A 19,827-nucleotide genomic window follows, 5' to 3' on the forward strand; every position below is an offset into this window, starting at 1 on the left:
CGTCGTGCGGCTTCGCTGAGCACGCCGACGTCAACGCAGCCCGCAACATCGCCGCGCGCGGTGTCGCGGGCTGGGCAGTGAGTCACGCTGCCGACGACGCGGCCTGAACCGTCGAATCCATCGACGGCGAGGAGCTGCAAGCTCGGTCGTTTACGGCCGAGAAGCTGACGGGCTCAGCGCCTCCTCCGCGGAGTTCGGTGGCGAGACCTCCACCCCGGGGAACGCCTCCCCGATCTCGCGCAACTCGTCCTCGGCCTGGCGGCGTAGCTGCTCGTTGCCGGACCGCCGCGCGATGGCCAGGGCCTCCTGTGTACAGGCCAAGGCAGGTTCAGGCATGCGCAGCAGGCGATGCACCCGCGCGAGCACGCGGAGCAGATGGCCTTCACGACCTCGCTGGCCGCTCTCGCGGGAGAGGCGCAGGCCGCGTTCCAGGTAGTCCTTGGCGGTCGACGGATCGCCCCGGTCCAGACACAGCTCGGCGAGGAACAGAAGACTGATGGATTCGTGATGCTGGTCCCCGGCCACTCGCGCGAGCGTGAGCGCCTGTTCGAGCTGGTCCAACGCCCCCGCTGTGTCGCCCAGAGCTCGACGAGCGCGAGCCCACATCAGGAGGGAGTGCCGCTCTCCCACCGCGGAACCGATCTCCCGGGCTATCGCGTTCTGGACTTCGGCACTCTCGTAGGCGTCCGTATATCTGCCGAGCTCGAACTGAGCCACGCTCAGGTTGCCCAGAGCGCGCATCTCGCCGAAACGGTCGCGCTGAGCGCGTCTTAGTTCGAGTTCGGCCTTCTGGTGCGGCACCGCCTCCGCCGGCCGTCCGAGATTCGCGAGCGCTGCGGAGATTCCACCGTGTGCCAGAGCTTGGATGTTCGGATCATCGGTCTGCCTCCCGACCAGCAGCGTGTGATGGCTCACCTCGAGTAGCTCGCGGTAACGCACTCCACGGGTGAGCTGCCAGTGCAGGGTGAACCCGACATAGGCGCCCATACGCGCGATCTCGTCGTCCTCGCTCGCCATCGCCTGTGAGGCGGCGGAGATGACATGTGGCAGCTCCTTGCTCAGCCAGGCTTTGGCCTCGGCGGGAGTGTCCAGCGCCAATGGACGCTGCGGTACGTCGGGCCAGGGAGAATGCACGCGGTGAGGATCGAGCAGGGTGCTGGCGTGACGTGTGGTCGCGCCGTAGAAGCCGAGCGCCCGCATGAGCGCGTCCTTGCGCACCCGCGGCGTCAGATGGGTGTCGGCGAGTTCGATCGTGAAGAGCCGCACGAGGTCGTGCGGCTGGTAGCGGCCGGCTTCGCCGGTCTCCAGCAGATGCGCCCGCGCAAGGCGGTCGAGGGCGCGTTCGGCGGCGTCGGCCGGCTCGCCGACGAGGGCGGCCACCACGTCGGCGGTCATGCTCGCCACGTGCAGGACGCCGAGATGGCACAGCGTCCGCGCGGCCAGCCGGTCGAGCTCGCCGCCGCGGGCGAGCCCCTCGTAGCTCAGCTCCAGACTGGAGCGAACGGCGATCTGGCCCGACTCCAGCTCGTGCAGCGTGCGCCGCCGGTCCTCCAGCCTCCCACCGAGGTCCCGTACGCTCCAGTCCGGCCGCTCGCCGAGCCGCGCGGCGGCCAGACGCAGGGCGAGCGGCAGCCCGCCGCACAGCTCGACCAGCCGGGCCGCGGCGGCCGGATCCCCCGAGATCCGCTCCGCACCGACGAGCTTCGACAGGACGGTGACCCCCTCGGACCGCCGCATCCTGCGGAGGACGAGCCGGACGCAGTCGTCGGCCACGGCGAAGGACTCCCGGCTCGTGATGAGCACGGTGTTGCCCGAGGGCAACCCCAGCAGGGAGCGGACCTGCTCCGGCCCGGCCGCGTCGTCGAGCAGGATGAGGGTCCTGCGGCCGTCCAGCCGGTCGCGCAGCACCGCCGCGGCCTCGTCCTCCTCGGACGGCACGGCCTTGCCCTCCAGCCCGAGCGCCCGCAGCAGCCTGCCGAGCACGCCGATCGGCTCCAGACGCTCCACCCCCGGAGTCGCTCCCAGGAGGTTCACGTAGAGCTGGCCGTCGGGGAAAGCGTGGGCCGCGGTGTGCGCGGCCTGGACGGCCAGGGCGGACTTGCCCGTTCCGGGGGCACCGGTGATCGCGACCACGGCCTGCGGGACGCCGCCGTCCCATGGGGTGAGCAGCGACCGCAGGCGGACCAGTTCCTCGACCCGGCCCACGAAGCCGGTGGCCGCGCGCGGGAGTTGACGCGGCGGCCGAAACTGCATGCCGCCAGTGGTCGTCTCGCTCTGCGCCGGGTCCAGGGAGGGGTCGGCCCGCAGGATCAGTTCGTACCGCTCCCGCAGGGCCTCGCCGGGATCCACCCCGAGCCGCTCGGCGAGCAGCCGCTTGACGTCCAGGTAGGTGTCGAGCGCGTCGGCCTGCCTGCCCGAGCGATAGAGCGCCAGCATGAGCAGGTCACGCGTCCGCTCCCGCAGGGGGGCCTCCGCGACCAGCTCGGTGAGGGCGGTCACGGCCTCCTGGTGGAGTTCCAGATCAAGCAGCGCGTCGGCCCGGTCCTCCAGCGCCGTCAGGCGCAGCTCCTCCAGCCGGACCCGCTCGGCCTGGGCGAAGGGGCCGGGGACGCCGCAGAGGGCGGGCCCCGACCAGCACTCGGTGGCGGCCTCCAACGCGCGCAGGACCCCGCGCGGATCCCCTGTGGTCTGGAGTCGCCGGGCCTCGGCAAGGTGTCGTTCGAAGTCGCCGACGTCCGCCTCCACCGCCTCGCGCTCCAGCACATAGCCCCGCGACCGGGAGATCAGGGTGCTGTAGGGTCCGCGCCGGCCCGGCGTCGTCTCCAGCACCCGCCGAAGACCGGCGATGTAGGTGTAGATGCTCTGTTCGGCGGTGTTCGGCGGACGATCCCCCCAGAGCCCGCCGATCAGCGTGTCCTTCGTGATGATCCGCCCCGCGCGGACGGCGAGGACGCACAGGGCCGCACGTTGCAGCGGCGGCCCGAGGTCGACGGTCCGGCCCTCACGCCATGCGGCCACGGGCCCCAGCAGTTGCAGGCGATATGGTGAGCGCTGCGACGTTCCGTGCGCTTTCGCGTTATCCATACGTCGTCGGACTCCAAGCCGTGACGAACCAGACGCGTTCTGTGGAAGCCTGTCAGGACTGGTTGAAGGCGTCGACATGGGATGCCCGTGACCACACCTTCGTCGCATCCCCGACGTTCCTCTACTACCGCATTACGAAGTCATCCCCGTGTTCACCAAGCCCTGACGGGCCACGTCCCGCCGCCGCGTGGCAGAACTCCAAATATGCCATCACATATCTAGATTTCGTCTAGATGCGTGAAGGCCAAGCGTGCCGAGCCTCGAAGTGCTGGAGGGGTGGGCACGGAAGGCTCCTCCGGCGCCCGCGGGTCCGTTGCTCCGCCTGAGGCGTACGCGTGCGGCGATCCACGGTTCGTGCGGGGGCCGGTCCGGCCGGGCCGTGACGCAAGGCGAAGCCGTGGCGCCTGCTGCCGTCGAAGCCGACCGAGATCCGCGGGCGGGTTATGGGCTGAGCGGAAAACTCGACCATCAAATGTGCGCCGGCCCGGCACCGACGGTGCTGATGGAAAGGCATCAGCCGTCGAAAAGCCACAAAGGAAAAGAGGATTCGGCAAACTGGCGATGGGCGGCCCATTGCCGGTGGGCCGATCGAAAACCGATGACAGGTGCGCGAAATTGTCGGGCCGGGGTCGAATTTCGACTTGGCATAAATTCCGATGAGAGGATGCGGGGGAGCCGGAGAGGGTGTATGACGAGGGGTAGTCCTGGATCTTCATCTCCGGCGTCCCAGCGGGAGGCTCCAGGTGGATCTGATCAGCAGCAGGGGATTGCGTTCATAAAATTCACCAGCGCAGGCGACGGAGCGGCACTTGCTGGCGTAGCATTGCCGCCAACGGCCACTATGGCCGAGATGACGACGGTAAGAACGGGTAGGGTAAGGCGGCGCACGGTGGGTCTCCCATCAGTTCAGACTGCCGGGCTTACAATAGTGCAGGAGTTGCCAATGGCCGCGCAAGATCTGGTCGGACAACGCATCAAGGCGATTCGCCGTCAGCGGGGTCTCTCACAAGCACAGCTGGCGCATCCCGAACTTTCTGACAGTTATGTGTCACTGATCGAAAGCGGCAAGCGTACTCCTACCCCCGCTGTCCTGGAACTGCTCGCGCAGAAGCTGGACTGCTCGCTCACCTACCTCGTCAACGGCGTCACCGCCGAGCAGATGGAGGACCTCGAGGTCGGCCTCAGCTTCGCCCGCATGGCGCTGGAGAACGGCGAAGTCGCCGAGGCGCGCCGCCGGTACGCCGAACTTCTCGCCGACGGCAACCTTCTGGGTCTCCCCTCGCTTCGGGTGGAGGCCCGTTACGGCTACGCGCTGGCCTCCGAGGCATGCGGCGAACTCGCGGAGGCGATCTCCATGCTGGAGGAGCTCGGCGGGTCCGAGGCGGAGGCGATGACCCAGGAACGTAAGATCGCGGTTGCCCTGGCACTGTGCCGGTGCCATCGGGAGCGGGGCGACTACTCCGCCGCCGTCCGGGTCGGTGAGCACGCGCTCGAGACGATGGCCAAGTCAGGCTGGACCGACCCGCTGGTCGAGCTGGGCGCCACGCTGCTGAGCGTCTACCTGTGGAGGGGCGACCTGTTGCGGGCCGGGCACTTCGCCGGTGAACTGCTGGCGGCCGCCGAGACCCTGGGAACTCCCCGAGCCGCCGTCGCGTCGTGCTGGAACGCGGCCCTCGTGGCCGAGCAGGCGGGGCGCGGGGAGGAGGCGATCGGACTGATCGAGCGTGCGCTGGCGATCCAGTCCGAGACCGGTGAGTCGCGTAACCTGGCGCGGTTGCGGCAGGCGTACGCGGACATGGTCCTCAGATTGCGCCCCGCGGAGTCGGAGAAGGCACGCGACCTCCTGCTCCGGGCGCAGCGGGAGATGGAAGCGGCGGCCACCAGCACCTTCGACAGGGCCTTCGGCGCTCTTGCCCTCGCGTGGGCGGAGATCGTCCTCCACTACCCCGAGCAGGCCGTGGAGTACGCGCAGGCCGCCCTCGACCTGGTGCGTGGCACCTCGGGATGGCTTGAGATGCGAGCCGCCCTCCTCCTCAGCCAGGCGCGCTTCCTGCTGCACCAGGACGACGAGGCGGCGGCGGAACTGGACTCCGTCAGCCACTGGCTGGAGACCACGCCGCTCACCCGGAAGGCGGCCGAGGACTGGATGGCGATTGGCGAGATGCGCCGGCGGATCGGTGACGACCGGCAGAGCGTGGCCGCCTACCAGCGGGCCCTCGCCTGCGCCGGGCTGTGACGGACGTCCCGTCGCATCGCTCGTCTACGGGGCCTCATATATAGGCCCCGTGCAGACCTGACGTACCGGGCCGGAGCGTATGGCGCTCCGGCCCGGCTCCGTCTGTGCGCCGGGCCCTTGAGCAGGGGATAGCACAGGTCGTTCCCGTCTTCCGGTGCGGGGGTATGGACCGGACACACGCGTCGGTAGCCTGGGACTGTCATGAAGAGACCCATCCTCGCCGCCTTCGCCGGCCTCGCCGCGTTCCTGGTGGCGCTCCTGCTGTGCGCGGCCCCGGTCCTGCCGGCCCAGGCGCACACCTCGCTCAAGAGCAGCGACCCGCAGAAGAACGCCAAGGTCACGACCTTGACCAAGGTCACCCTGGAGTTCGCGGAGTCCGTGCGCTTCCCGGTCGTGGTCGTTCGCGGTGAGGACGGCAAGCGCTACGAGAAGGGCGCTCCGGCCGTCAACGGCCCCAAGGTCACCGAGGCGGTGGCCGACCAGGTGCCGCCGGGCCGGTACACGATCGCCTGGCGGGTGGTCTCTCCGGACGGCCACCCCCTGGAGGGGGAGATCCCCTTCACCGTGGCGGGCGACCAGGCGCTGGGCAGCGCGACCTCCGTGGCCGAGCCTCAGGACACTGCCTCCGCGCCCGCCGCCCTGCCCGGCACGTCGTCCGCCGCCGCATCGGACGCCACGTCCGACCTGGCACAGGCCTCCCAAACGGCTGACGACCAGGGGGGCGGCGTGCCCGGCTGGCTCTGGGCCGTGGTCTTCGGCATCGCCGGGATCGGCATCGGCATGTTCCTGAGCCTGCGGAAGAAGCCGTGAGCAGGGTCGCGCGCCTGACCGTCGCGGCGCTGTGCGCGGCGGCGGGCGCGCTCGTGGTCGCGATGGTGGTCGGCGGCGCCGCGACCCCGCGGATCATCCCCGGCCTGCCCGACGAGGGCACGCTGACGCGCTGGATGCTTCCGCTGTCGAAGCTCGCGATGGACGTCTCCGGCGTCGTGACCGTGGGACTGCTGGCCGTGGCCGCGGCCTTCCTGCCCAGCGACAAGGGGTTGCTCGGCCGGCAGGCCCAGAGCTACGTGAAGGGCGCCTCGTGGTCCGCGCTGGCCTGGGCGGTCGCCGCGGCGGTGGCGCTGGTCTTCAGCCTGTCGGAGACCCTCGGCGCGCCGGTGGGGGAGATCCTCGCCGGCAACGAGCTCACCAGCTACGCCAGCCAGGTGCCGCAGGGCATCGCGCTGACCCTGGTCGTGCTGTTCGCCGTCGCCATCGCCTTGTTCGCGCGGGGCGCGATCACCGCGGGCGCCGCCGCCGGGTTGCTGGTCTTCGCGCTGGTCACGCTCCTGCCGCCCGCGCTCACCGGGCACTCCTCCTCCGCGCCCAACCACGGCCTGGCCACCACCTCTGTCGGCATGCACCTGCTCTTCCTCGCGCTGTGGGTCGGGGGCCTCGCCGCGCTCTGCTTCCACGCGCTGCGCGGGCAGGCGCAGATCGACGTCGCCGCCACGCGCTTCTCGCGGATGGCGCTGTGGTGCTTCGCCGGGGTCGGCGTCTCCGGCGTCGCCGCCGGCGCCTCGCGCCTGGCCACGATCGGCGACCTGTTCACCTCCACCTACGGACTGCTCCTGCTCGTCAAGGTCGCCGCGTTCGCCGCGCTCGGGTTCCTGGGATGGCGCCACCGGGGCGGCACGCTGCCGAGGCTGTCGGCGGGAGAGCCGCACGCGTTCCTGCGCCTGGCCCTCGGCGAGATCGTGCTCATGGGCGCGACGATGGGGGTCGGCGTGGCGCTCTCCCGGACCGCCCCGCCGCCCGTCAGGACGCCGATCGACCGCGCGTTCGAGCTTCTCGGCTACCTGATCCCGCCTCCGCTGTCGCTCGCGAACCTGCTCACGCTGTGGTGGTTCGACCTGTTCTTCGCCGTGCTCGCCGCGGCCCTGGCCGGTCTGTACGGCGCGGGGGTCATGCGGCTGGCCCGGCGGGGTGACAAGTGGCCGGTGGGCCGCACCGTGAGCTGGTACCTCGGCGTCGTCATCCTGGTGCTCAGCACCCAGAGCGGCATCGCGCGCTACGCGCCCGTGCTGTTCAGCGTGCACATGACCGAGCACATGATCCTGTCGATGCTGGTCCCGATCTTCTTCGTGCTCGGCGCGCCGGTGACGCTGGCGTTGCGCGCGCTCAAGCCCGCCGTACGGCGCGGCGACCGCGGGCCCCGCGAGTGGATCACGGTGATCCTGCACAGCAGGGTGATGAAGTTCGTCAGCCATCCCGCGATCGCGACGGCGATCTTCGTGGTGTCGACGTTCGCGCTGTACTTCACCCCGCTGTTCGCCGCGGCGATGGAGGAGCACCTCGGGCACATCGCGATGACGACCCACTTCCTGCTGAGCGGCTCCCTCTTCTTCTGGGTGATCATCGGTGTGGACCCGGCGCCGCACAAGCTGCCGCACGCCGGGCGGCTGCTGCTGCTCATGGTGACCATGCCGTTCCACGCGTTCTTCGGCATCGCCCTGATGAGCATGGGCACCGTGCTGGCCGGCGCGTACTACGACCAGCTCGGGCGCACCTGGGGCGCCTCGTCCCTGGCCGACCAGCAGACCGGAGGCGGCATCGCCTGGGGCTTCGGCGAGATCCCCACTCTGATCGTGCTGCTCGCGCTGGGCTTCCAGTGGTGGCGCGCCGACGAGCGCGTCGCGCGCCGGGCCGACCGCCGGGCCGACGCCGCCGCGGCGAAGCCGGGCGGTGGCACCGGAGACGCCGAGCTGGACGCCTACAACGACTACCTGTCCAAGCTGAACCGGCGCGACCGGTCCCGCTGAAGCTGACCACGCGGGCTCATGCGGGCCGGCGCGGGGCGCGGTCTCAGGGCAGGGTCAGGATCTCGTGGCCGCTCTCCGTCACCACGATCGTGTGCTCGAACTGCGCGGTGCGCTTGCGGTCCTTGGTGACGGCGGTCCAGCGGTCGGGCCAGATCTCGTAGTCGATCGTGCCCAGCGTGAGCATCGGCTCGATCGTGAACGTCATGCCGGGCACCAGCGTCACCGACAGCGACGTGTCCTCGTAGTGGGGGACGATCAGCCCCGAGTGGAACGACGTCGCGATGCCGTGACCGGTGAAGTCGCGGACGACCCCGTAGCCGAAGCGCTTGGCGTACGCCTCGATGACCCGGCCGACGATGTTGAGCTGCCGGCCCGGCGCGACCGCCTTGATCGCCCGCATCGTCGCCTCGCGGGTCCGCTCGACCAGCAGGCGCGACTCCTCGTCGACGTCCCCGACGAGGAAGGTGGCGTCGGTGTCGCCGTGCACCCCGCCGATGAAGGCGGTGATGTCCACGTTCACGATGTCGCCGTCGCGCAGGACGGTGTCGTCGGGGATCCCGTGACAGATCACCTCGTTGATCGACGTGCAGAGCGACTTCGGATAGCCGCGGTAGCCGAGCGTCGAGGGATACGCGTCGTGGTCGCAGAGGAACTCGTGGCCGATGCGGTCGAGCTCGTCGGTCGTCACCCCGGGGGCGACGTGCCTGCCGACCTCCTCCAGGGCCTGCGCGGCGATCCGGCCCGCGATCCGCATCTTCTCGATGGTCTCGGGGGTCTGGACGTCGCTGCCGCCCTTCTTGGGCTCGGCCCTGCCCACGTACTCGGGGCGGGGGATGTGAGCGGGGACCTTGCGGGTGGGCGAGATACGCCCGGGGCGCAGCAGCGTGGACATGCCGCCAAGTCTAGTTGCGCTTCCGCTGGGCACGATTAGTGCCGTGAGCGATCAATGGTGGTTCTGTCTGAAGCACATGACCGTCGAGCCGGAGAAGGGCTGCCCCAACAAGGACCGGCTCGGGCCCTACGACTCCCAGGACGCCGCCTCCCACGCCCTGCAGACGGCGGCCGAGCGCAACAAGAAGTGGAAGGAACAGGACAAGGAGTGGGACGACTGACCCCGATCCCCTGACGTACGGGGGGTTCAGCCGGCCGCGTTGTCGGTGGTCTGGACCCCGCCCGGCTGGCCACCGCCTGCCTGGACCCCGGCGGCAGGGGGTGCTGAGGCAGGGGGCGCGGCGCTCGCGGACCCGGCCGCCCGGCGCCGCGCCGCCCGGCGGGTCACGAGCCGGCCGAGCGTCCACACTCCGATCCCGCTCCACACCAGGTTGAGGATCGCCGAGGGCCAGGCCGAGTGATAGGCGCTGTTGACCATCAGCGCGGCCGCCCCGCCGAGGTTGAGGAGCTGGTAGGGGAGCCCGTCCCCGGACATCCGGCCCGACGACACCATGGCGTACGCCGCCAGCAGGACGACGGCCCCCAGCGTGCCGATGATCGTGATGAAGGCGGACATCAGGACTGCCCTCCGTCCGGAGAATTGCTCATGCCCAATGATCCCGCCGTTCGCGTCAGTCGCTCACGCGCGGACCGGTGATGCGGTCGGCCAGCAGGGCCAGGCGCTCCCGCAGGCCGGCCTGACGACGTACCTCACCGGCCGCGCTGCTCACGAGGTGCTGGGCCGCGTCGAAGCTGAGCACGCCCCCCTCGGGCGGTACGGCGATCGCGTCGTGGGCGAGCGACTCCAGCTCCGGATCGCCGCCGTCGACGGCGAGGATCGTGGCGCCGGTGCGGCGGGCGTCGTCCACGCGCTCCAGCAGCGGCACGGGGGCCCGCTGCTCGGCCACCACGAAGAGCGTCTCGCCCCGCCCCGCGCTCCGCAGCCGGTCCATCCCGACGCGCAGATGAGGGGGAGCGCCGGGCGGCGGCGCCCAGCGGACGAGCGTGGGGGAGAGCTGGGCGAGGCCCGACAGCCGGGCCTCGTCGGCGAGATGGGCGGTGACGTGCCAGGGCTCGTCCTCGGGGGTGCCGACGACCAGGAGCCCGCCGGGCGACCTGGTGGCCCGGAGGGCGAGGCCGAGCTCGCGCGTGCGTTCCAGCCAGCCGGAGGAGGCGAGCACCTCCCGCAGCAGATTCACCGATGCGGCGTCCATGAACGTCATCGTGCCTGACAGACACGAGTGAAGTCCCGCCGATCCGGTTCTTGACACACCGTTACCGGAGGATGACGATCAGCCCACGGCGCTGAGATCGTCATGTGCACCCAACGGCCGGAAGGCGGCTCGATGAACCTGCGCGTTCGCGCCCTCGTGTCCATGATCGGGGTCTTCCTCCTGCTGCCCGCGCTGGGCGGCACCGCGCGGGCGACCTCGGCCGGGGAGGTCGTCGAGGCCCGCGCCACCACCGTCTACCTCGCGCCGGGCAGGTTGCTGGAGGTGCCGGTGAAGGCATGGCACCTCCGGTACCGCTCCACCTCCGCGACGGGTCAGCCGAACGTCGTCTCGGGCACCCTCCTCGTGCCGGCCGCCCCCTACCTCCTGGGCAGGCGGCCCGTCGTGGGCTACGCCGTCGGGACCCACGGCCTGGGCGACCAGTGCGCCCCCTCGGCCGCCATGGCGAACGGCACCGAGGCCGAGCTCGCGATCATGAGCCTGATGCTGCTCAAGGGCTGGGCCGTCGCGGTGACCGACTACGAGGGCCTCGGCACGCCGGGCGACCACACGTTCATGGCGGGCCTCGCCCAGGGGCACGCCGTGCTCGACTCGATCAGGGCCGCGGTCCGGGTGCCGGACGCGAACCTGTCCGACGCCGCGCCGGTCGTGGTCATGGGCTACTCCCAGGGCGGCTCGTCGGCGGCGTGGGCGGCCCAGCTCCAGCCGTCGTACGCGCCCGAGCTGCGGCTCAGGGGGGTCGCCGCGGGCGGGGTCCCGGCCGACCTGCGGGCGGTGGCCGATCACCTGGACGGCACGGGGAACTTCGGGCTGGCCGCCGCGGCGGGCCTCGGGCTGGACGCCGCCTATCCGGAGCTGCGCCTGGAGAGCCACCTCACCCCCGAGGGCGCCGCGCTGTTCGGCGACGCGCGGGACGACTGCGTGAGCGACCTGCGGGCGAAGCTCGGCGGCCGGCGCTTGCCGGAGCTGACCACGACCGACGTGCTGAACCTGCCCGACTGGCGGGTCCGCCTCGCCGAGAACCGCCTCGGCGCGTCCGCGTCGAAGGCGCCGCTGTTCCTGTACCACGCGACGGGCGACGAGATCATCCCGTACGAGCTGGGCCGGACGCTGCGGCGGGACTACTGCGCGCGTGGGGCGAACGTCCTGTGGACCGGCGTGCCGGCCGGCAGCCATGTCCTCGGCGCGGTCGAGGGCGCGCCGCTGGCGGTGGCCTGGCTGGCGACCCGGGTCGCCGGGCTGCCCGCCGTCGGCAACTGCTGAGCCGCTCGCGTCCCCGGACGCGCCCCGCCCGGGCGGTTCCCCGCCCCCGGCCTGCTGGCATGATCTGAGGCATGGCTGAGCACACCACAGACGTTCCCGACGTGTCCGGGCTGACCATCGGCATCCTGGGCGGCACCGGAGACCAGGGCAAGGGGCTGGCCCGCCGGTTCTCGCTCGCCGGTCACACCGTGCTGATCGGCTCGCGGAGCGCCGGGCGCGCGGAGGAGGCCGCACGGGAGATCGGCGTGCGGGGGGCCGCGAACGCCGACGTGGCGGCCGAGGCCGACGTCGTGATCGTCGCCGTGCCCTGGGAGGGGCACAGGGAGCTGCTGGAGTCGCTGCGCGAGCCGCTCACCGGCAAGATCGTGGTCGACTGCGTGAACCCGCTCGGCTTCGACAAGCAGGGGGCGTACGCGCTGCCCGTGGAGGAGGGGAGCGCGGCCCAGCAGGCGGCGGCCGTGCTGACCGGCAGCCGCGTGGTCGCGGCGTTCCACCACGTGTCGGCGGTGCTGCTGCTCGACCCCTCGGTGGCGGAGATCGACCTCGACATCCTCGTGCTCGGCGACGACCGGGAGGCCACCGACGTCGTGCGGGCGCTCGCCGCCCGCATCCCCGGCGCGCGCGGAATCTACGCGGGACGGCTGCGGAACGCCCACCAGATCGAGGCGCTGACCGCCAACCTCATCTCGGTCAACCGCAGGTACAAGGCCCACGCCGGCATCCGGGTCACCGATGTGTAGCCATCCGGGCTTCACCTGATCTTCACGGTGGAGACGTGGTCGTTCACTACCTTCGGGCGCTGTCGTCGCTCTCTGAAAGGTCTCCAGTGCCACGTCACGTCTTCGCCGGTCTGGCCGTCGCCGCCGCGCTCACCCTCACCGCCACCGGTACGGTCGCCGCCACCCCGGCCAGGGGCCCGGCCGTCGTCGCCGATGTCACGCTGCCCGCTGCCGCGCTGAAGCGGCTGCAGCCGTCCATCGCCGACGACCGCGGCGTGCGGTTCGGCGGGGCCGGCAGCGGCCTGTTCCCGGCCGGCCGGGCCGGTGAGTTCTGGCTCGTCACGGACCGCGGGCCGAACGGCCAGCCGACCGTGGACGGAGAGAAGCGCCGCACCTTCCCGGTGCCCGACTTCGCGCCGGCGATCGTCCGGGTCGCCCTCGGGCGCGGCACGGCCACGATCAAGCAGTACATCCCGATCACCGGGGCCTCGGGCAGGCCCGTGACCGGCCTGTCGAACCAGGCGGGGCACGACGAGACGCCGTACACCTGGGACGGCCGCACTGCCCTGCCGTACAACCCGAGCGGGCTGGACGTCGAGGACCTGGTGCGCACCCGTGACGGCGACTTCTGGCTGGTCGACGAGTACGGCCCGTCGCTGGTGCGGGTGTCGCGTGACGGCCGGGTGCTGGAGCGCCACGTCCCGGTGGGGCTCGGACTGACCGGCGCGGACTATCCGGTGAAGGAGACGCTGCCCGCGATCCTGGCGAGCCGCCAGCAGAACCGCGGCTTCGAGGGCCTCGCGATCTCGGCCGACCAGCGCACGCTCTACCTGGCCGTGCAGAGCCCGCTGGCCAACCCCGACAAGAAGACGGCCAAGAAGTCGCGGATCGGGCGCATCCTCACGTTCGACCTGCACCGCCGGAAGGTGACCGGGGAGTATCCGTACCAGTTCGAGGACGTCACGACCTTCGACCCGAAGGTGAACGGCGACCAGAGCGAGATGAAGATCTCCGGCCTGGCGTACGCCGGCCCGGGCCGCCTGCTCGTGGACGAGCGCACCGACAACGTCGCGCGGGTGTACTCGATCGACCTGACCCGGGCGGCGAACCTGCTCGGCGGGCCCTACGACGACCCGAAGACCAGCCCGTCGCTGGAGGAGGGGACGGGCGCCGGCCTCAGGCTGCCCGCCAAGTCGCTCGTGCTGGAGCCGAACGCGCTGGTGCCGTCGCTGCCCGGCAAGATCGAGGGACTGGCGGTGCTCGACCCCCACACGATCGCGCTGGCCAACGACAACGACTTCGGCCTCGGCGACTTCGGCTCCGACGGCAGGCTGGTGGACAGCGGCGTGCCGAACCGCCTCGTCGTCGTCCGGCTCCCTCGCCCGCTCGGGGCCCGCTGAGGACACCCGCTGAGGGTGCCTGCTGAGGGCGCCCGCTGGAGGCGCCGGCCCGTCACACGGCGGTGGCGACGAGCCAGTCGGCCACCGCCTCGGGGGCGACGAGCTGGTGCAGGTGCTCGCCGGGGATGCGCGCGACCGGCCAGCCGCGCTCGCCGGCCTCCCCGGCCAGGGCGGCGTACGCGTCCCCGAACCACAGGTAGCCGCTCCTGACGTGGTCCCAGCGGGCGGGCACGGGGATCTCCTCCTGGTAGTACGCGAGGGGCAGGCGCGGCTGCTCGGCCACGACCACCTGGCGTGTCACGGGGTCGGGCAGGAGGGCGGCGACGTCCTCCTCGGGCCACCAGTCGGTCCACCGCGGCAGGACGCCCGCGTCGTCGGCGAGGGAGCGCAGGAAGCCGAGGTGCTCCGGCTCCGCCGTACGGCACACGCCGTCGCGCGGCGGCAGGGCGGCGTCCACGAACAGGCACGCGGCGACCTGCCCGGCGAGCGCCTGGGCGATCAGCGGCACGAACAGCCCGGCGTTGCTGTGCGCCACGACCGCCAGCGGCCCGCGCGGCGCGCTCGCCGTCACCTGCCGCACCAGGCCCGGCCAGTACGGCGGCGGGCCGGCCGTCACGTCGGTCAGCGGCGGCACGACCGCGAGGTGGCCCCGCGCCCGGAGGGCCTCGGCGACCGGCGCCCAGGTCGAGGGACCGACGGAGGGGCTGTGCACCAGGAGGAAGCTGACGTCCATCCCCTCATCCTCGCCGTCGTCGGCGGCGACGGGATCGGTCTCCGCTCGCCGCGTAACCGGTCGTCGGCGGCCCAAACTGACAAGAGCCTCTTTTGTGGGTCATTCTGGACGGCATGAGCTCCCTGCGTCCGGAAACGCGTGTCGTCCACCTGCCCCGGCCCGTGCCGGAGGGCAGCATCCCGATCTCCATGCCGATCTACCAGACCTCGGGGTTCGTCTTCGACGACCCGGCCGTCTTCGCCGACGGCATGGGGCGGCCCGACGGGGCATACGTCTACGGCAGGCTCTCCAACCCGACCGTGCGGGCCCTTGAGGAGGCGGTCGCCGGTCTGGAGGGCGGCGTGGCCGCCGTGGCCACCGGCTCCGGCATGGGCGCGATCAACGCCGTGCTGCTCGGGCTGCTCAGGTCGGGCGACCACGTGATCGCCCAGTCGGCGCTCTACGGGGCCACCGCCCAGACGCTGGCCGACCTCGCGCGGCGCTTCGGCGTCGAGGTGACCCACGTGCCGCAGGACGACCCCGCCGCCGTGCGCGCCGCCGTGCGGCCGACGACGCGGCTGCTGTACCTGGAGACGATCGCCAACCCGATGACGCAGGTGGCCGACCTGCCGGGGATGTGCGCGGCGGCGCGCGAGGCCGGGATCCTGACCGTCGTCGACAACACCTTCGCCTCGCCGATCCTGTGCCGTCCCATCGAGCACGGCGCGGACGTCGTCGTGCACTCCGTCACGAAGTACCTCTCCGGGCACACCGACGTCGTCGGCGGGATCGCCGTCTTCGCCGACGACGACCTGCACCGCCGGGTGTGGTCGTACGCCGTGGAACTCGGCGCGACGGCCGACCCGTTCGCCGCGTGGCTGACCCTGCGCGGGATCCAGACGCTGCCGCTGCGCATGGAGCGGCACTGCGCCAACGCCCGCCTGCTCGCGACGCGGCTCGCGGATCATCCGGCCGTGGCCGCTGTCCACTGGCCGGGCCTGCCGTCGCATCCGTCGTACGAACTCGCGGCCAAGCTGCTGCCCGACTTCGGCGGGGTGTTCTCCTTCGACCTCGCCGGAGGACGCGCCGCCGGCGAGGCGTTCATGCGGGGCGTCCGGCTCGCGCTGCTCGCGCCGTCGCTCGGCGGCGTCGAGACGCTGATCCTCCACCCGGCCACCACCTCGCACCGTACGGTGGACGCCGCGGGCCTCGCCGCGGCCGGCATCGGCGAGGGGACGGTGCGGGTGGCCGTCGGCATCGAGCACCCGGAGGACCTGTGGGCCGACTTCGCCCAGGCGCTCGACGCCGTCTGACCGGCTCGTGAAACGGGTCGCGAGGCGGCTCCTCGGGAGGGGTTACCGGTAGCTGTGCTCCGGCGTGGGGAACACGCCGGAGACGACCTCGTCGGCGTAGGCCCGCACGGCGCGGTCCATCTCGCCCGCGAGGTCGAAGTACTTCTTCACGAACTTGGCCGGCTGGGGCGTGAGGCCCATCAGGTCCTGCCAGACGAGCACCTGGGCGTCGGTGCTGGGCCCGGCGCCGATGCCGACCGTGGGGACGCTCAGCGAGGTGGTGACCCGCGCGGCGAGGTCGCCCGGCACGCACTCCAGCACCACGGCGAAGGCGCCCGCGTGTTCCAGGGCCTTGGCGTCGGCCATGATCTCGTCGCCCGCCTGGCCGCGGCCCTGCACCCGGTAGCCGCCGAAGGCGTTGACGGACTGCGGGGTCAGGCCGAGGTGGGCCATGACCGGGATGCCGGCCGACACGAGCATCTCCACCTGCGGGAGCACGCGGTGGCCGCCCTCCAGCTTGACGGCGTGCGCGCCGGCCTCCTTCATGAAGCGGGCGGCGGTCTCCAGCGCCTGCTGCGGCGAGGCCTGGTAGGAGCCGAACGGAAGGTCGGCCACGACCATCGCGCGTGACGAGCCGCGCACCACGGCGGCCGTGAGGGGGATCAGGTCGTCGACGGTGACCGGCAGCGTCGAGTCGTAGCCGTACACGACCATCGCGGCGGAGTCGCCGACGAGCATCACCGGGATCCCGGCCTCGTCGAACACCCTCGCGGTCATGGCGTCGTACGCGGTGACCATCGGCCACTTCTCGTGCCGCTCCTTGGCGGCCGCGATGTCGCGGACGGTGACCCTGCGACCCGCGGCACCCCCATAGAGGGCGGAAGTGGACACAGCTGTAACAGAGGACATGGCTACCTCCAGGCCTCGTGGCGCCCCTGTGGCGTCCCCGGACAGTCCGATCATTGCATGCCGGCATGGCATGGAACACCCCGGATCGGCGGCGTAATCCAGTGGGTGTGACGGGTGTGACGCATGGGGCCCCGGCGCCGAAGTTGTCGGACCCACCAGGCACAATGCCTGCGGAGGTAAGGAACCACAATGGCTTTTGATCGTTACCGGCGGGTCCTCGCCCTGCCGGGCGTGCGGGCACTGCTGCTGGTCGGCATGATCGCGAGAATCCCCCTGACCGGCACCGGAATGACCCTGACCCTGCACGTGGTGAACCACCAGAAGCTGGGGTTCCTCCAGGCCGGCCTCATCGGCGCGGCGTCCATGGCGGGCGCCGCGGTCGGCTCGCCGCTCGTCGGAAGGTTCGTCGACCGGCGCGGGCTGCGGCCGGTCATGGTCGTCACGACGGTGGTGCAGCTGTGCCTGTGGTGCGCCGCGCCGGCGATGCCGTACGCCGTGCTGCTGCCGGGCGCGCTCATCGGCGGGCTGTTCAGCCAGCCCGTCTTCGGGGCGGTGCGGCAGTGCATCGCCGCGATGGTGCCCAGGGAGAACCACCAGACCGGCTTCGCCCTCGACTCGATGGGCGTGGAGCTGTCGTACATGGTCGGGCCCGCGCTCGCGGTCACGTGCGTGACGGCGTTCGGCAGCACGGCGACGATGTACGGCCTGGCGGCCGGGCTCGTCGGCGCGGGAGTGGCGTTCTACCTGCTCAACCCGCCCACGCGCTCCGCCGAGGAGGCCGCGGGGCACGAGGGGGCCGTTCCCCGGCGGCACTGGCTGCGGCCCGCGTTGTTCGCGCTGTTCGGGATGGTGACGGGGCTGACCTTCGTGCTCACGACGACCGAGCTGGCCGTCGTCGCGACGCTGAAGGCCGGTGACGCGACCGCCTGGACCGGGCTGGTCGTCGCGCTGTGGTGCGCGTACTCGCTGGTCGGCGGCTTCGTGTACGGCGGGCTGCCGCGGGGGCTGTCGCCCGTGCTGCTCGCGGGGGGCCTGTGCGCGCTGACCGTGCCCGTCGGGCTGGTCGGCGGCGGCTGGTGGTGGCTCTGCCTGGCGCTGGTGCCGTCCGGGCTGCTGTGCGCGCCGGCGCTGTCGTCCACGGTGGACGCGGTCAACCGGCGCGTCCCGGCGGCGGCCAGGGGAGAGGCGATGGGCCTTCACGGCGCCTCGCTGACGATCGGCGGGGCCCTGGCCGGGCCGATCGCCGGCGGGATCCTCGACGCCCACGGCCCCGCCTGGGCCTTCGCCGTGTCCGGAGCGGCCGGTCTCGTGCCGGCCGTGATCGCCGCGCTGGTCTGGCGCAGGGCGCCGGCCGCCGTCCCCGGCGCGGCCGTTTCGGTCATGGCGGTTTCGGACGTGCCCGCTGCGGGTGCGGCGGCGTCGGATGCGGCGGCTTCGGATGTGTCGGCCGCCCTGGAGGTCCCGGGCGCCGGCGGCGCCGTCGCGGGGGCGGAGGCCGCCGCCTCCCTGCGCGCGTCCGCCGGGGAGTAGGAGCGGGGAATAGAACCCGTTCCCGGGTGCTTGGTACGGAGGCATCCGGCGATTATGAAACGGTGCCGTTGCGTATCGGAACCGCCTAGCGCTACGCTGGCGTTGCGAAACTCAAGCGTATCGAAATCAAGCGTGCCGCAATCATGGGGGATTCCTTGGAAGCGCATACCGGTCATCCACGCCGCTGGCAGATCCTCGGCGTGATGGTGTTCAGCCTGCTGGCCGTCGTCCTCGACAACACCATTCTCAACGTGGCGATCAAGACGATCGCCGATCCCGTCCACGGGCTGGGCGCGACCCAGAGCGAGCTCGAATGGGCGATGAACTCCTACACCCTGGTGTTCGCCGGCCTGCTGTTCACCTTCGGGGTGCTGGGCGACCGCTACGGGCGCAAGCGCATGCTCCTCGTCGGCATGGTCCTGTTCGGCCTGGCCTCCCTGGCCAGCGCGTACGCCCAGGACCCGATGCAGCTCATCGCGGCGAGGGCGCTGATGGGCCTCGGGGGCGCGGCCATCATGCCGGCCACGCTGGCGGTCATCTCGAACGTCTTCCCGATCCACGAGCGGGGCAAGGCGATCGGGATCTGGGCGGGCGGCGTCGGCATCGCCGTCGCGATCGGCCCGATCACCGGGGGCGTGCTGCTCGAGCACTTCTGGTGGGGCTCGGTCTTCCTCGTCAACGTGCCGATCGTCATCATCGGCCTCGTGCTGATCGCCGCGCTCGTCCCCGACTCCAGGGACCCGAGCAAGAACAGCCTCGACCCGGTCGGCGTGCTGCTGTCCATCGCCGGTCTGATCAGCCTCGTCTACGGCATCGTCCGGATCAGCGACCTCGGCACCGTCGCGGACGTCTCGGTCATCGCGCCGTCGCTGCTGGGGCTCGCGATCCTCGCCGCGTTCGTGTGGTACGAGAGCCGCATCGAGCACCCGGCGTTCGACGTGCGCAACTTCCGCAACGCGGGCTTCTCCACCGCGATCGCCAGCGTCGGCCTGGTGTTCTTCGCGGCCATGGGCGTCATGTTCTTCCTGGCCTTCTACTGGCAGATCGTGCGCGGATACTCGCCGCTGCAGTCGGGCGCGCTCGTGCTCCCGTTCGCCGCGGCCCAGCTGATCTTCGCGCCGCAGAGCGCGCGCATGGTCCAGAAGTACGGCGCGCGGGCCGTCGGCACGGTCGCGATGCTCGTCATCACGCTGGCCCTCGCCTCCTACGCCTTCGTGCAGGTGGACACCCCGATCTGGCTGCTGCTGGCCCTCACCTTCGTCCAGGGTGCGGCGATGGCCAACATCATGCCCCCGGCGACCACGGCCATCATGAACGCGCTGCCGAGGGAGAAGGCCGGGGTGGGCTCCTCGATGAGCAACGTCGTCCGGCAGGTCGGCGGCACGCTCGGCATCGCCATCCTGGGCGCGGTCCTGTCCGCGAGCTACCGCAACGACATGGAGGGCAAGGTCACCGCCCTGCCGGAGGAGCTCCGCCATGTCGTCACCGAGTCCATCTCGGGCGCGGCGGGGGTCGCCGGACACCTGGGCGCGCGGGGCGTGAGCCTGCTCGACACGGCCAACGCCGCGTTCGTCACCGGCATCCACTGGGCGGCTCTCGGCTCGGCCCTCGTCGCCCTCCTCGGCACCCTCGTGGTGGCCCGATGGATGCCGGGCAAGGCTCCGGCCGAGGTCGCGGCCGACAAGGCCGGGACCGAAAAGGAAGCGGCGGTAGTCTGAG

General features: G+C 71.7%; 16 protein-coding genes. 10 read left to right on the top strand and 6 right to left on the bottom strand.

All coding sequences use genetic code 11. The features are described 5' to 3' along the window. Positions 1–150 precede the first annotated feature (150 nt). Positions 151–3,018, bottom strand: coding sequence for an AfsR/SARP family transcriptional regulator (locus tag F5972_RS07870; protein WP_191910002.1), 2,868 nt, complete (start codon positions 3,016–3,018; stop codon positions 151–153). Between the two features lie 1,009 nt (positions 3,019–4,027). Here F5972_RS07870 and F5972_RS07875 point away from each other — a divergent pair. The 3 genes from F5972_RS07875 (at position 4,028) to F5972_RS07885 (ending at position 8,121) form a co-directional block, all read left to right on the top strand. Then, positions 4,028–5,320: a helix-turn-helix domain-containing protein gene (locus F5972_RS07875; protein ID WP_150932704.1), complete on the top strand. Its 1,293-nt coding sequence runs from the start codon at positions 4,028–4,030 to the stop codon at positions 5,318–5,320. Between the two features lie 201 nt (positions 5,321–5,521). Further along, positions 5,522–6,130 carry a copper resistance CopC family protein gene (locus tag F5972_RS07880; RefSeq protein ID WP_150932706.1) on the top strand — a complete coding sequence of 203 codons (609 nt, stop codon included), beginning with the start codon at positions 5,522–5,524 and terminating at the stop codon, positions 6,128–6,130. After that, positions 6,127–8,121, top strand: a complete 1,995-nt coding sequence (locus F5972_RS07885) for a cytochrome c oxidase assembly protein (RefSeq protein WP_225311274.1) — start codon at positions 6,127–6,129, stop codon at positions 8,119–8,121. The genes F5972_RS07880 and F5972_RS07885 overlap by 4 nt, the downstream gene beginning before the upstream one ends. 43 nt (positions 8,122–8,164) lie before the next feature. Here the strand turns inward: F5972_RS07885 and map are convergent, their stop codons facing one another. Further along, on the bottom strand, positions 8,165–9,013 hold the full coding sequence (map, locus tag F5972_RS07890; protein ID WP_150932708.1) for a type I methionyl aminopeptidase: 849 nt from the start codon (positions 9,011–9,013) through the stop codon (positions 8,165–8,167). Positions 9,014–9,056: 43 nt separating this feature from the next. On the opposite strand from map, the gene F5972_RS07895 reads away from it, so the two are divergent. After that, complete coding sequence (locus F5972_RS07895; RefSeq protein ID WP_225311275.1) at positions 9,057–9,233, top strand: hypothetical protein; 177 nt, start codon at positions 9,057–9,059, stop codon at positions 9,231–9,233. Positions 9,234–9,259: 26 nt separating this feature from the next. Here F5972_RS07895 and F5972_RS36995 read toward each other — a convergent pair whose 3' ends face one another. Further along, positions 9,260–9,628, bottom strand: coding sequence for a CBU_0592 family membrane protein (locus F5972_RS36995; protein ID WP_191910003.1), 369 nt, complete (start codon positions 9,626–9,628; stop codon positions 9,260–9,262). A 55-nt stretch (positions 9,629–9,683) separates the two neighbouring features. Further along, positions 9,684–10,265, bottom strand: a complete 582-nt coding sequence (locus F5972_RS07905) for a hypothetical protein (protein ID WP_191910004.1) — start codon at positions 10,263–10,265, stop codon at positions 9,684–9,686. A 132-nt stretch (positions 10,266–10,397) separates the two neighbouring features. Here F5972_RS07905 and F5972_RS07910 point away from each other — a divergent pair, with 132 nt between their 5' ends. From F5972_RS07910 to F5972_RS07920, 3 genes are all read left to right on the top strand, one after another. Then, positions 10,398–11,546 carry a lipase family protein gene (locus tag F5972_RS07910; protein WP_150932712.1) on the top strand — a complete coding sequence of 383 codons (1,149 nt, stop codon included), beginning with the start codon at positions 10,398–10,400 and terminating at the stop codon, positions 11,544–11,546. A 71-nt stretch (positions 11,547–11,617) separates the two neighbouring features. Beyond that, positions 11,618–12,286, top strand: coding sequence for an NADPH-dependent F420 reductase (gene npdG / locus F5972_RS07915; RefSeq protein ID WP_150932714.1), 669 nt, complete (start codon positions 11,618–11,620; stop codon positions 12,284–12,286). Positions 12,287–12,372: 86 nt separating this feature from the next. Then, the gene (locus tag F5972_RS07920; protein WP_225311276.1) at positions 12,373–13,665 is read left to right on the top strand and encodes an esterase-like activity of phytase family protein; all 1,293 of its coding nucleotides are present in this window, start codon (positions 12,373–12,375) and stop codon (positions 13,663–13,665) included. Positions 13,666–13,717: 52 nt separating this feature from the next. On the opposite strand, the gene F5972_RS07925 is transcribed toward F5972_RS07920, so the two are convergent. Beyond that, positions 13,718–14,398 carry an alpha/beta hydrolase gene (locus F5972_RS07925; RefSeq protein WP_150932716.1) on the bottom strand — a complete coding sequence of 227 codons (681 nt, stop codon included), beginning with the start codon at positions 14,396–14,398 and terminating at the stop codon, positions 13,718–13,720. Positions 14,399–14,511: 113 nt separating this feature from the next. On the opposite strand from F5972_RS07925, the gene F5972_RS07930 reads away from it, so the two are divergent. Continuing rightward, positions 14,512–15,690 carry a trans-sulfuration enzyme family protein gene (locus F5972_RS07930; protein ID WP_150932718.1) on the top strand — a complete coding sequence of 393 codons (1,179 nt, stop codon included), beginning with the start codon at positions 14,512–14,514 and terminating at the stop codon, positions 15,688–15,690. A gap of 42 nt (positions 15,691–15,732) precedes the next feature. On the opposite strand, the gene panB is transcribed toward F5972_RS07930, so the two are convergent. After that, positions 15,733–16,578, bottom strand: a complete 846-nt coding sequence (panB, locus tag F5972_RS07935) for a 3-methyl-2-oxobutanoate hydroxymethyltransferase (RefSeq protein ID WP_150932720.1) — start codon at positions 16,576–16,578, stop codon at positions 15,733–15,735. Between the two features lie 189 nt (positions 16,579–16,767). Between panB and F5972_RS07940 the strand changes: the two genes are divergently transcribed. Both F5972_RS07940 and F5972_RS07945 read left to right on the top strand, forming a co-directional pair. Beyond that, complete coding sequence (locus tag F5972_RS07940) at positions 16,768–18,108, top strand: MFS transporter (protein WP_225311277.1); 1,341 nt, start codon at positions 16,768–16,770, stop codon at positions 18,106–18,108. A 155-nt stretch (positions 18,109–18,263) separates the two neighbouring features. Then, positions 18,264–19,826 carry an MFS transporter gene (locus F5972_RS07945; RefSeq protein ID WP_150932721.1) on the top strand — a complete coding sequence of 521 codons (1,563 nt, stop codon included), beginning with the start codon at positions 18,264–18,266 and terminating at the stop codon, positions 19,824–19,826. Position 19,827 lies beyond the last annotated feature (1 nt).

Source organism: Microbispora cellulosiformans, assembly GCF_008728085.1.
GTDB lineage: Bacteria > Actinomycetota > Actinomycetes > Streptosporangiales > Streptosporangiaceae > Microbispora > Microbispora amethystogenes.